This is a genomic window from uncultured Roseibium sp., assembly GCF_947494555.1.
GTDB lineage: Bacteria > Pseudomonadota > Alphaproteobacteria > Rhizobiales > Stappiaceae > Roseibium.
On the sequence record NZ_CANLVF010000002.1, the window covers coordinates 897,480 to 910,672 of the forward strand.

Annotated in this window: 10 protein-coding genes; 5 read left to right on the forward strand and 5 right to left on the reverse strand. The window is 56.6% G+C overall.

The window, feature by feature from the left end; genetic code table 11:
• Nucleotides 1–9 precede the first annotated feature (9 nt).
• The gene (locus tag Q0915_RS12620; RefSeq protein ID WP_299471878.1) at nucleotides 10–657 is read right to left on the reverse strand and encodes a hypothetical protein; all 648 of its coding nucleotides are present in this window, start codon (nucleotides 655–657) and stop codon (nucleotides 10–12) included.
• Between the two features lie 11 nt (nucleotides 658–668).
• The gene (locus tag Q0915_RS12625) at nucleotides 669–2,069 is read right to left on the reverse strand and encodes a selenium-binding protein SBP56-related protein (protein WP_299471879.1); all 1,401 of its coding nucleotides are present in this window, start codon (nucleotides 2,067–2,069) and stop codon (nucleotides 669–671) included.
• 419 nt (nucleotides 2,070–2,488) lie between these two features.
• Between Q0915_RS12625 and yghU the strand changes: the two genes are divergently transcribed.
• From yghU to Q0915_RS12650, 5 genes are all read left to right on the forward strand, one after another.
• The gene (yghU, locus tag Q0915_RS12630; RefSeq protein WP_299471880.1) at nucleotides 2,489–3,361 is read left to right on the forward strand and encodes a glutathione-dependent disulfide-bond oxidoreductase; all 873 of its coding nucleotides are present in this window, start codon (nucleotides 2,489–2,491) and stop codon (nucleotides 3,359–3,361) included.
• Nucleotides 3,362–3,751: 390 nt separating this feature from the next.
• Nucleotides 3,752–5,335 (forward strand): Re/Si-specific NAD(P)(+) transhydrogenase subunit alpha, encoded by a 1,584-nt coding sequence (locus Q0915_RS12635; RefSeq protein WP_299471881.1) that lies wholly within the window; start codon nucleotides 3,752–3,754, stop codon nucleotides 5,333–5,335.
• A 12-nt stretch (nucleotides 5,336–5,347) separates the two neighbouring features.
• Nucleotides 5,348–6,781, forward strand: a complete 1,434-nt coding sequence (locus Q0915_RS12640; protein ID WP_299471882.1) for an NAD(P)(+) transhydrogenase (Re/Si-specific) subunit beta — start codon at nucleotides 5,348–5,350, stop codon at nucleotides 6,779–6,781.
• 240 nt (nucleotides 6,782–7,021) lie between these two features.
• On the forward strand, nucleotides 7,022–9,388 hold the full coding sequence (locus tag Q0915_RS12645) for a calcium-binding protein (protein WP_299471883.1): 2,367 nt from the start codon (nucleotides 7,022–7,024) through the stop codon (nucleotides 9,386–9,388).
• Nucleotides 9,389–9,710: 322 nt separating this feature from the next.
• A complete protein-coding gene (locus Q0915_RS12650; protein ID WP_299471884.1) occupies nucleotides 9,711–10,310 on the forward strand; it encodes a sigma-70 family RNA polymerase sigma factor in 600 nt (199 codons plus the stop codon).
• Between the two features lie 6 nt (nucleotides 10,311–10,316).
• Here Q0915_RS12650 and Q0915_RS12655 read toward each other — a convergent pair whose 3' ends face one another.
• From Q0915_RS12655 to Q0915_RS12665, 3 genes are read right to left on the reverse strand one after another with little or no spacing between them, the layout of a single operon-like run.
• Nucleotides 10,317–11,315, reverse strand: a complete 999-nt coding sequence (locus Q0915_RS12655; RefSeq protein WP_299471885.1) for an ABC transporter ATP-binding protein — start codon at nucleotides 11,313–11,315, stop codon at nucleotides 10,317–10,319.
• Nucleotides 11,312–12,346, reverse strand: coding sequence for a Gfo/Idh/MocA family oxidoreductase (locus Q0915_RS12660; RefSeq protein ID WP_299471886.1), 1,035 nt, complete (start codon nucleotides 12,344–12,346; stop codon nucleotides 11,312–11,314). The genes Q0915_RS12655 and Q0915_RS12660 overlap by 4 nt, the downstream gene beginning before the upstream one ends.
• Nucleotides 12,343–13,182: a carbohydrate ABC transporter permease gene (locus Q0915_RS12665; protein ID WP_299471887.1), complete on the reverse strand. Its 840-nt coding sequence runs from the start codon at nucleotides 13,180–13,182 to the stop codon at nucleotides 12,343–12,345. The genes Q0915_RS12660 and Q0915_RS12665 overlap by 4 nt, the downstream gene beginning before the upstream one ends.
• Nucleotides 13,183–13,193: the final 11 nt, after the last annotated feature.

Consider the following 13,193-nt stretch of genomic DNA (forward strand, 5'->3'; position numbering starts at 1 on the left):
GGTGCGTGTTCACCCGTGGGCGAAGAAAAGCGCGAAGGCCCCTACGAGAACGAGACTGACTGCCCACACCCGGTCGAGATTGAACCAGGCCTTTTGCAGAAACGAAAGGCCCAGCCAGTGGTAGACACCAACGGCGAGTAGCCCACCGGCAGTCGCCATCGCGAGCGTATGCACGACAGCGACCAGCAGTGCCATTTGAACGTCTGCCGCCATCAACATCCCGGCAGCCTGATGCCCCTGACTGTCCTGGATTGAACAAATACCCAGATAGATCGGGACAAGCATCAGGCCTGCTCCGTGGGCGATTGCAACCAGGAAGGACCAGATGCCGAGCTTGGCAGGCGAAACTCTTGCGAGAAACCTCGGATGGCGATTGGTGATGAGCAGGTAAAGCCCCAGACCGATCACAAGACACGCTGCAACGATCTGAATTTCACGCTCAAGACTGACAAGCACGATCATTGCCGAAAAAGGCAACAGGATCGCGAGCATTGCCAGAAAATGCCCGGCTGCCAGCGACACCAGCGCCCGTGGAAGCGCTTGCGTCTGCCGCTCCATGAGAGCGGCTGACACCGCCAGCGGCCACCCCATTCCCGGGTTGAGGCCGTGATAAAGGCCGGATCCGATGACGGCCAGCCAGAGGGCCGTCACGCTCATCCCGTCCAAGTTCAGACCGAGGGATAGCAGAAACTGTCAGTCGAACAGTCTCCGCCTTCCAGCCGGATCTGGTGCGAACGGTAGCCTTCGGGAAACTCGACCCAGAACTTGTTGTCGAGCGTCAGCCCGCCGTCCGGTCCCGCATTCGCCATGACCATGGCAGCGCCACGCTCGCCCGGATAGAACTGATCGTCCCAGATGGAATAGAGGGAATTGGTCCAGTAGACCCGCTTGCCGTCCCGGCTGATCTCGACCATCTGCGGCCCGTAACCGAAGTCTTTTCCGTTCGAATGCTTCGTCTTTTTCACGATCCCGCCGATTTCCACCTTGCCGGCGAGCGTGGGGTTCATCGGATCGGAGACGTCATATTGATGCATTTCACCCGTGCCCCAGCACGCGACATAGAGGAACTTGTCGTCAAGGCTGAGATCAATATCGGTTACGAGCGGCGGCACCGCCGAAAACCCTTTCAAAAGCTCCGGCAAGTCGTTCGGGTCGGCAGGCTGCGGATCTATGGTGACAGTTTTCTTCGCCTCGAATGTCCCGTCATCATTGCGCCACCAGGTAAATATTGCTCCCTGCAAGTTGGTCGTATCAACCACGACGCCGCAGAAGCCATATTGTTTCGCCGGATCATGCGCCGGGCGTATTTCGAGGGCCATCTGATGGTTCTCACCAAGATCGATCGTCTGCACATTCTTGCGCGCGCGCAGGTCCCAGAAATGGATCCGATGGCCGTATTTGTTGGACAAGAGATCTTCAGCGACAATTCCGTTCTCAAATTGCGGCGGCAGGCCCCACTCGGAAGAGACCATGTAGTCACGCGGCAAGTTCCACCAGAAATCGTAGTGCTTGTCCTGAATGCCCCGATCCATCTCGTAGCGGCCGAGGATCTCGAAGGTCTCGCAATCCATTATGAAAATGCCCGGAGGACCATCGGTGCCGTCTGCTCCACCACCGCCGAGCGTTGACACATAAATTCCCTCAGGTCCGCAATGGATCGTGTGCGGGCGCGAATATCCCGTTTTCGCAAACACTTCTTCAGGCTCGATGATCTTGTGGATCTTTGCCTGCAAAGGCTCCTTCACATCGATCACGTAAATCCGCGAGGATCTGATGCCCGGAATGATAAGGTAGCGCCGCTCGAGAAAGGCGTGACCGGTCAGCGGAGAGAGAGCCGACGAGCAGGCATTCCAGCCGAAATGGTGAAATTCATCTCCCTTGTTCGGCATCATCACCGTGTGCACGATCTGCCCGTATTCCGCGCTCTCCGGATCGACATTCACGATGGCCAAGCCATCCGGCCTGCTGAAATCCGGACTTAGCATCAATGTGAAGGCCAGCTTTTCAACCGGTGCCTCCATCGCCATTTGCGCTGTCGGATAAAAACTCGGATCTGGCCTCAAGTTCATGTCGTCCTCCCTGAATTGCGACAATTATCAAGACGGGTTTTCTTTTTGTTTTTTGGTCCCGCAAAGTTCTCCTGATCTCGATTTCAAAGATCTTTCCTCAATAAGGACCAGTGTCAGTTTTGATCTTTCTTTCCAGTCCTCATACATAGAGAATGCCCTAACGTTAACCGCCGGTCGAGAGCAAAAGCGACAATAAATCTTAGTCTTAGCGGCAATGAACGAGACCGTTCATGGTTCCGTGAGAACCCGCCGGAAGTTTGAAATCGGCTTTTTGTAAAAAAACCGTCCCCGACGCAAACTTGCCCTAGGCAAACATCACTCAGCGTCCTATCTAATCGTAACATTGCGATGGGTTTCGATGCCTACACCGGAACTCACGCAGACCCGTCCAACGTGATCCGAGCCGGAGAGCCTTCCCGATGAGTGAGACCTCAACCTACACGCCGCCCAAAGTATGGACCTGGGAGCAGCCGAACGGCGGCGAGTTTGCCAGCATCAACCGTCCCGTGTCCGGATCTACCCACGAAAAGGACCTGCCGGTCGGTGAGCACCCCCTGCAGCTTTACTCCCTCGCCACTCCTAACGGCGTCAAGGTCACGATCATGCTGGAGGAGCTTCTCGCCCTCGGACATGAAAGTGCCGAATACAATGCATGGCTGATCCGCATCAACGAAGGCGACCAGTTTTCCAGCGGCTTTGTCGGCGCAAACCCCAACTCGAAAATCCCGGCCCTGGTCGACCACAGCACCACACCCCCGACCCGGGTCTTTGAATCCGGTTCGATACTGCTTTACCTGGCTGAAAAGTTTGGCGCGTTCCTGCCCAAAGATCCCGCTGCTCGAACCGAAACGCTGAACTGGCTGTTCTGGCAAATGGGGTCCGCGCCTTATCTCGGCGGCGGCTTCGGACATTTCTACAAATACGCACCGGAAAAGTTCGAATATCCGATCGATCGTTTCACCATGGAGACCAAGCGCCAACTGGACGTGCTTGAAAAGGCGCTCGCCGACCAGCCTTATGTCGCAGGTGAAGAGTACACCATCGCCGACATGGCAATCTTCCCCTGGTACGGCGCACTTGTACTCGGACGCCTTTACGATGCCGCCGAATTCCTAGCCGTCGACGACTATAAGAACGTGAAGGCCTGGGCCGAAAAGATCGACAACCGGCCGGCCGTTGTTCGCGGGCGAAAAGTGAACAAGGCCTGGGGTGAAGAGCACGAACAGGTACACGAGCGCCACAGCGCCGATGATCTGGAACCGAAGCCTGCTGTTGAAAGCGCAGCGGAGTAAGCGAAGTAGCTAGCGGCCTGCGTCCACAGGTCGCTACCTAGTCTTTCGTGAGATACATTGTTCGTGCAACTCGACAACAAACCAAACTGCTGAGAAAAAAATACTAAAGTAGTTGGAATTGCGAGTATTCCAGCTGTATTTCCGTATTTTCGACAAGCATCCGATCCTAATGAAACCCGTTTTCGCAAACTTTCTCATTGCTCGCTTGCACAGGATCAGTTCCGAAATACCCTTCAGATCACCCGCAAACACATCTTGTCATAAGTAAATTTTTCGTCTCTATATGCCAGCCGGCACACAAGATCCGGGGGGCAGCGGTGATTTCCTATGCCGTAACCTCCGGATTCTCTCTCGTCAGGCCACGTCCCGGTCACCATCTCGGAGCGACAAATGTCAGAAGCCCTTAAGATTGGCACACCAAAGGAAGTCTTTCCCGGGGAGGCCCGTGTGGCCATGACCCCGGAGTCGGCGAAACAGCTGCAGAAACTCGGTTACACCTGTCTTGTGCAGAGTGGGGCCGGGAAGGCAGCTGGTTTTTCGGACGAGGCTTACCAGGAAGCCGGCGTTGAAATCGTGAAAACGGCGCCCAGTCTTTGGAAGAAATCGGATATCGTCGCGAAGGTCCGCCAGCCGGACGACAAGGAAATGGGTTACCTGACAAAAGGCAAGACCCTGATTTCCTTCTTCAATCCCGGCGGCAACGAAAAGGGGCTTGAGGGCGCGAAGGAAACGGGCGCCAACGTCATTGCCATGGAGATGGTTCCGCGGATTTCGCGCGCGCAGAAGATGGATGCGCTTTCCTCCATGGCCAATATTGCCGGCTATCGTGCGGTCATCGAGGCGGGAAACAATTTCGGGCGTTTTTTCACCGGCCAGATCACGGCTGCGGGCAAAGTTCCGCCAGCCAAGGTACTGGTTGTTGGAGCAGGCGTTGCCGGCCTCGCCGCCATTGGCACCTCGACGTCTCTCGGGGCGATCACTTACGCGTTCGACGTGCGCCCGGAAGTCGCCGAGCAGGTCGAATCCATGGGCGCAGAATTTGTCTACCTCGACTTTGAAGAAGAACAGCAGGATGGTGCTTCGAGTGGTGGCTATGCCAGCGTCTCCTCGCCGGAGTTTCGCGAAGCGCAGTTGGCAAAGTTCCGTGAGCTTGCGCCCGAGATAGACATTGTCATCACCACGGCGCTGATCCCCAACCGCCCTGCCCCGAAACTCTGGCTGGAAGACATGGTCAAGGCCATGAAGCCGGGGTCGGTCATCATCGATCTGGCTGCCGAGCGCGGCGGCAACGCGGAAGGAACTGTCGCGGACGAGAAGGTCGTGACGGACAATGGCGTGACCATCATCGGCTACACCGACTTTCCGTCCCGCATGGCGGCGCAGTCCTCCAGTCTTTATGCAACAAACATTCGTCACATGATGACAGACCTGACCCCAGAAAAAGACGGGCAACTGGTTCACAACATGGAAGACGACGTCATTCGCGGCTCAACGGTGACGCATGAAGGGGAAATCACTTTCCCACCACCGCCACCAAAGGTTCAGGCGATTGCGGCAAAATCCAAGGAAAAGCCCAAAGAGCTGACGCCCGAAGAAAAGCGCGCACAGGAAGTTGCCGCGTTCAAGGCGCAGACGAAGCAACAGGTCACGCTCCTGGCCGTCGGGGGTCTCTTCATGCTTCTGGTCGGTCTGGTCGCACCTGCCAGCTTCCTGCAGCACTTCATCGTGTTCGTGCTCGCGGTCTTTGTCGGCTTCCAGGTCATCTGGAACGTCAGCCATTCGCTGCACACACCTTTGATGGCGGTGACCAACGCCATCTCGTCGATCATCATTGTCGGCGCGTTGCTACAAGTGGGGTCGGGTTCGTTCCTGATCATCCTGCTCGCAGGTCTTTCCATATTCATGGCCGGAATAAACATTTTCGGCGGTTTCCTCGTCACACGGCGCATGCTCGCCATGTTCCAGAAGTCCTAAGGAGGCCGAACCATGGAATTTGGTTTCACCACTGCCGTTTATGTGGTTGCGGCTATCTTGTTCATTCTCTCGCTTGGCGGCCTGTCCGGTGAAGAAAGCGCAAAACGTGCCGTCTGGTACGGCATTGTCGGCATGGCGCTCGCTGTTGTCGCGACGCTTATCGGGCCTGGCTCCGGCCTTTGGCTGCTGTCGCTGATTCTCATCGCCGGCGGCGGTTTGATCGGTTATTTCGTCGCCCAGCGCGTCCAGATGACTGAAATGCCGCAGCTGGTCGCTGCCATGCACTCTCTGGTCGGTCTGGCTGCTGTCTTCGTCGGCTTCAACGCCTATATCGAACTTGGGCGCGTGCTGGCCATGAGCGACGAAGAGCGCAAGGCACTGGAAGGCTTCGCCGCCATTCTGGCCAAGAAGACGGCCGCCGAGCAGGCCATCCTGAAGGTCGAGGTTTTCCTTGGCGTCTTCATCGGTGCCGTAACATTCACCGGGTCGGTCGTGGCGTTCGGCAAGCTGGCCGGAAAGATCACCTCCAAAGCGGAAAAGCTGCCCGGTGGCCACGCCCTCAATGCAAGCGCCGCGATCCTGTCGTTCATTCTGCTGATCCTGTTCCTCAATGGAGCCGGCATCTGGACGCTCATTCTCATGACGTTGCTGGCCTTCTTTATCGGCTATCACCTGATCATGGGCATCGGCGGGGCGGATATGCCGGTCGTCGTCTCGATGCTGAACAGTTATTCGGGCTGGGCAGCGGCGGCCATCGGCTTCTCGCTCGGTAACGACCTCCTGATCGTCGTCGGCGCGCTTGTGGGCTCGTCCGGTGCGATCCTGTCCTACATCATGTGCAAGGCAATGAACCGGTCGTTCATTTCCGTCATCCTTGGCGGCTTCGGCAATACCGCGGGACCGGCGATGGAAGTTGAAGGCGAACAGATCGCCATCGATGCCGATGGTGTGGCCGCGGCTCTCGACGACGCGGACAACGTCATCATCGTTCCCGGCTACGGCATGGCGGTGGCCCAGGCGCAGCAGTCGGTCAGCGAACTGACCAAGCGCCTCAGGGCCAAAGGCAAGAATGTCCGGTTTGCCATCCACCCGGTTGCCGGCCGTCTTCCCGGCCACATGAACGTGCTACTGGCGGAAGCCAAAGTTCCGTACGATATCGTTCTTGAGATGGACGAGATCAACGAGGACTTTCCGGAAACGGACGTCGCCATCGTTATCGGCTCCAACGACATCGTCAATCCGGCCGCCCAGGAAGATCCAAACTCTCCGATTGCCGGCATGCCGGTCCTGGAAGTCTGGAAGGCCAAGCAGGTGTTTGTTTCCAAGCGCGGTCAGGGTACGGGCTATTCGGGCATCGAGAACCCGCTGTTCTACAAGGAAAACACGCGGATGTACTATGGCGACGCCAAGGCCAGCCTCGACAAGCTGCTGACCATGATCGAGTGATCGCCTGACCCTTTCAAAATGACGGCCGCCCGGGGAGACTTGGGCGGCTTTTTTGTTAGGCAGCACCAGGCTGAATAGATTTCTGAGATTTTTTTGAACCTTTTCCGGCCAGCCGGGAACACACAGGTACTCGCACCTCGCGAGCGCACCGGCACACTTTCCCAATCACAGTTTTGAACAGACCCGCCGCACCCGGCGGGCCGATGCAGGTGCTTTTTTCAAGACGACTGGAGATCTGAAATGAGCTTCCTTTATTCCTTCCTGAATTTCTTCCGCCCTCAATTCATCAACGGATCCAATCAAGGAGATCTTCTCTTTGGCGGCTTTGGCAATGACCTGATATTCGGTAACGGCGGCAACGACAAAATCTTCGGCGGGTTCGGCAACGACCTCATCTTTGGCGGCAAGGGTAACGACCACATCTTCGGTGGTTTCGGAAATGATCTGATTTTCGGCGGCTATGGCAACGACAAGATCTACGGCGGCTTCGGCAACGACCTGATGTTCGGCGGCATGGGTAACGACAAGATCTTCGGTGGATATGGCAACGACCTCGCCTTTGGCGGCGCAGGAAATGACAAGATTTCAGGAGGTCGCGGCAACGACAATCTGAACGGCGGCGACGGCGAGGACACCCTTCGCGGGGGCAAAGGCGATGACCGTCTGGTCGGCAACAAGGGCAACGACCGGATGTTCGGCGGTGCCGGCGACGACATTCTGGTCTGGAACAACGGTGATGGGTCGGATCTTATGAACGGCGGTCGCGGATACGACCGCGTTCAGGTCAATTTCAACACTGACCTCGTCAATAACGACCTTCAAAACAAGGATGTCGCCGAATTTTCCGTCACGCCCAAGGGTGTCCAGTTTGCAAGGGTTGAACTGAACGACCAGAACATCAACGGTCTGTTCCAACTCGACATTCGCAAAACGGAAGTGCTCGAGACCAATTTCGGCGGCGGTGACGATACGGCACAGATCCTCGATACGGTTCTTGATGAGATCAAACTGGATCTGGATGGCGGTGATGGCATCGACACTCTGGATCTCGCCAGAGCTGCCGAAGGCGTCGAGGTCGACTTGAGCGCGGGCACGGTAGAGAATTCCAAGGCCGTCAATTTCGAGAACGTTATCGGCACGGAGTTCGACGACAAGATTACCGGAGACGATCAGGACAATGTCATTTCCGGGCTTGGCGGCGTCGACACGATCTATGGTCGTGCCGGCAACGACACGCTGGTCGCCAACAAGGGCAACGATTTTGTCTTCGGTGAAGACGGTGATGATTTGCTTGTATGGAACAACGGCGACGGTTCGGACCTGATGGATGGCGGCGCCGACTACGACCGGGTCCAGGTCAACTTCAATACAGATCTCGTCAACAACGATCTTCAGAACAAGGATGTTGCTGAATTTTCCGTCACACCAGACGGCGTGAATTTCGCGCGAGTTGAAGTCAATGACCAGACCGTCAACGGGCTCTTCCAGCTCGACATCCGCGATACGGAAGTGCTTGAAACCAATTTCGGCGGCGGAGACGATACGGCACAGATCGTCGACGACGTTCTGGACGAGATCAAACTGGATCTGGATGGCGGCGACGGCATTGACACATTGGACCTGTCGCGGGCTGCTGGCGGTGTTGATGTCGACCTTGCCGCTGGCACCCTGGAAAACTCCAGGGCCGTCAATTTCGAGAACGTCATAGGCACTGAGTTCGACGACAAGATTGCCGGAGACGATCAGGACAATGTCATTTCCGGGCTTGGCGGCGTCGACACGATCTATGGTCGTGCCGGCAACGACACTCTGGTCGCCAACAAGGGAAATGATTTCGTCTTCGGCGAAGACGGTGATGATTTGCTTGTGTGGAACAATGGTGACGGTTCGGACCTGATGGATGGCGGCGCCGACTACGACCGGGTCCAGGTCAACTTCAATACAGATCTCGTCAACAACGATCTTCAGAACAAGGATGTTGCTGAATTTTCCGTGACACCGGACGGCGTGCAGTTCGCGCGAGTTGAAGTCAATGACCAGACCGTCAACGGGCTCTTCCAGCTCGACATCCGCGATACGGAAGTGCTTGAAACCAATTTCGGCGGCGGAGACGACACGGCACAGATCGTCGACAACGTTCTGGACGAAATCAAGCTGGATCTGGATGGCGGCGACGGCATTGACACATTGGACCTGTCGCGGGCTGCTGGCGGTGTTGAGGTCGATCTTGCGGCCGGTACGCTGGACGGTTCGACGGCAGTGAACTTTGAAAATGTTACCGGCACAGACTTCGATGACGTCATCACGGGCGACGCTCAGGACAATGTCATCCGCAGCGGATCTGGCTTTGATATTCTGGCGGGCGGCGAAGGCGCGGATACGTTCGTGTTTACTGCCGAAGACACGGGAGTGAAGATTATCACCGACTTCGACCTCAACGAGGACCGGCTCCTTTTCATCACGGATGAAAACCTGACGGCGTCTGATCTTGTGAACCAGCTTGTGCAGGATGGCGATGACGTACAGCTCGACGTCAACGGCAAGCTGATCACCTTTGAAAACGCAAGCGTCGACGATTTCAGCACGGACGACTTCCTCTTCGCATAACTCACTCGACAAAACTCTGTTGGAAGCCTCGCCGGTCTGCCACCGGCGGGGCTTTTTCTTTGCCGCTTCCCTTCAATCTCCTTTTTAAAGCCCTGCAGCCGACGAACTCAACGCGTTGCGATGATTCTGGTGCATCTCGTGACAGCACAGTTCTTTGGTTGTGACGCGCGTCATAAGTGCTGAGGCGGAAGATCGCCATCCTAGGCTCAGGTTCTGCAGAGAACTGCGAACTTCAGATTGGAATTGGACAGGACTGCGAGAGCGCCGGCTTATCCCCCGAGCCTGCGAACGCAACTCCTTTGCTTAAGGATTGGCGCTGAAGATGGGACATATTCACCCGGTCAATAACGCGAGAGAACACACACCTTGGTGCGACGATGATCAGCTGCTGCACGCCGTTACAAAGGGCGATCAGATCGCATTCGAGACAATCCATCGAAGGCATTCGTCGAGATTGCTGCATTTCGCGCGCCGGGTCACGGGAGACCATCAATCTGCCGAGGAAGTCACGAACGACACCTTCCTGGTGGTCTGGCGGACGTCCGAAAGGTTTCAGGGCCGCTCAAAGGCAACCACATGGATGTTCGGGATCGCCTACCGGCTCGCGATCAAGCAGCGGCAAAAACGAAACCGGCGGACACAAGAACTCGATATCGATTCATGTGAGATCCCTGCCGGTGATGATACAGCCGATACCATCATCCAACGACGCGATCTGAGAGATGCTCTTCAAAAGCTGAAGCCGGACCTCAGAACGATCGTCGAACTCACCTTCTTTGAAGGCTACCTTTATTCCGAGATTGCCGACATTCTCGAATGCCCGGTCGGTACCGTAAAGTCGCGGATGGTGACGGCGAAAAACCAGTTGCGCTGGCTGCTAAGCGAAACACCCGCCAACGCCAGTTTCGCTGTTGCCGCGTAAGCGCGATCACGCATTCAAACGATCACCTGCTGCATCAAAATAAAAAGACTTGCCATCTGAAATAGAGAGATCCAGTTCCCTCCCCGGCTCAATCGCATGCTGCCCGAAAAGCCTTGCGGTGACCTGGTGTCCCCTCAATCTGGCAATGACATTGGTGTCGCCGCCCAAATGCTCGACATGTTCCACGGTCGCCTTCAACGCTCCGCTGTCAGACAGAACGAGATCTTCCGGACGCACGCCGAGGGTCCGCTCGTCGCCCTCCTTCAGCAAGCCGGCCGGCAGGAAGTTCATAGCCGGGGACCCAAGGAATCCGGCAACAAACTTGTTGACCGGATTGTTGTAGAGTTCCATCGGACTGCCGATCTGTTCCACATACCCGTCACGCAAGACAACGATCTTGTCGGCAAGCGTCATCGCCTCGGACTGATCATGGGTAACATAGATCATCGACGCTTCCAGCTGGCGGTGCAGGTTGGCAATCTCCAGCCGCGTGTTCATTCTGAGCGCGGCATCCAAATTTGATAGAGGTTCATCGAACAGGAAAAGCTTCGGATGGCGCACGATGGCCCGGCCGATTGCGACACGCTGGCGCTGGCCGCCGGAGAGTTCGGACGGAAACCGCTCAAGATATTCCTGCAAGTTCAGCATCCGCGAGGCTTCGGCGATCCGCTGTTCGATGACGTCCTTGCTTTGCCTTTCCTGCTTCAAGGCCAGCGACATGTTGCCTCTGACGTTCAAGTGCGGGTAAAGCGCGTAGCTCTGGAACACCATGGCGATGCCGCGTTTCGAAGGCGGTGTGAAATTCACCTGTTCACCGCCGATGTGGATGTCGCCGGAGGTGACATCCTCAAGTCCGGCAATGACGCGAAGAAGGGTGGATTTGCCGCAGCCTGACGGGCCGACGAAAACAACGAATTCACCCTCATCGACCTCAAGATTTACATCCTTGAGGACATGAACCGAACCAAACGACTTGTTGACGTTTTTCAGCGTGAGCGCCGTCATGGCGTTGGCTCCTTCAGTGATACAGGCTTTCCTGTGCGCACGCTCTGGTCTGCGGCCAGACAAATGGCGAGCGAGCGGACGGCATCCTGCATGTGCCGCGTCAAATCGATGTTTTCTGATATTGCGCGCAGCATATAGACCTGCTCGGCATCGCAGAGCTCCTGGTGACCGGGCTCATCCGGCAGATCGATATTCGTGTCTGCGCCTGGGCGATGAACAAGCAAGCCGCCGACTTTGGTGTGGCCGTCGACGTCAGCAGAATCACCCTTGTTGCCCTCTACGATGGACACAGACCCGGCAGGTGAAACGACGTCTTTCACGAAGAACGCCGTCTCAGACATCATCGGGCCCCAGCCCGCTTCGTACCAACCGACGGATCCGTCGTCGAAAGTCACCTGAAACTGCCCGTAATTGTACATGTCCGGTGCGATCTCGTCGGAAAGCCGCAATCCCATGCCGTTGACCGTGACGGGAACTGCGTCCGTGATCTGGCACCAGACATCGACATAGTGCACACCGCAGTCGACAATCGGCGCTGTTGTCTGCATCAGAGCCTTGTGCGTTTCCCATTCGGCACCAGTGCTCTGCTGGTTGAGGTTCATGCGGAATACGTATGGGCCGCCGAGGGCCCGGGCTTCCTCAATCAGCCTCACCCAGGACGGGTGATGACGCAGGATATAGCCAACAACCAGCTTCTTGTTTGTCTCCTGGGCACATGCCACGACCCGCCTGGCGTCTTCAACCGTCGTCGCCAGCGGCTTTTCGACAAAGACATGTGCCCCGGCATGCATGGCCGCGACTGCATAATCGGCATGACTGTCTGAATAAGTGGCGATCACCACCAGGTCCGGCGACGTCTTTTCAAGGGCGACTTCGTAGCTGTTGAAGACCGGATATCCGCCCAGCTCCGCATGATCGACCTCTCCAGAACGGTTCACAAGAGCGACAATCTCGGAGGCGTCATTCCGATGGTGCGCGAGCGCATGAGAAAGGCCCATATTGCCGAGCCCGGCAATCAGTACACGGCTCATTTGACAGCTCCTGAAGTGATGCCGCGGATCAGCTGCCGGGAAAAGATCACATAAAGGATCAGCACCGGCAGGATGGCCATGCTGAGCGCTGACAACACCGCGTTCCAGTTGGTGACGAACTGGCCGATGAAAACCTGGCTTCCGAGCGTCAGGGTCTTTGTCTCTTCCGCCGGCGCCAGAATCAGCGGGAACCAGAGGTCGTTCCAGATCGGGATCATGTTGAAGACCGCAACGGTCGCCATCGCCGGACGCACCAGCGGCAGAACGAGGCGGTAGAAAATCGTGTATTCGGAAAGGCCATCGATCCGGCCCGCATTCTTGAGGTCGTCGGAGACCTGGCGCATGAACTCGCTCAAGATAAAGACCGCAAGCGGCAGGCCTTGAGCCGTATAGACCAGGATCAGGGCGAACAGTGTATTCACCAGCCCTGTCGCAACCATCATTTCGAGGATGGCGACGGTTCCGATCCGGATCGGGATCATGATCCCGAGAGCCAGATAAAGCCCCATCAGCAGATTGCCGCGAAACCTGTATTCGCTGAGCGCGAAAGCTGCCATGGCTCCGAATAGCAGGATGAAGAACAGCGAGACGACAGTGACGATCATTGAGTTCTGGAAATAGAGGAAGAAGTCCCCCTGTTTCATCACTGTCTGGTAGCCGATCATGGAAAACGTGTCGGCGTTCGGCAAGCTCAACGGTTCACGGAAGATCGCCTTCCGGTTCTTGAAACTGTTGATCAGGATCACGAAGACCGGAAACAGGGCGATCAGCGTGTAAAGGATCAGCGCGCCATGCATCGCGGCTGTGTTGAAAGGGTTCGTGCGGGCTTTGTTCATCTTTCCCTCCC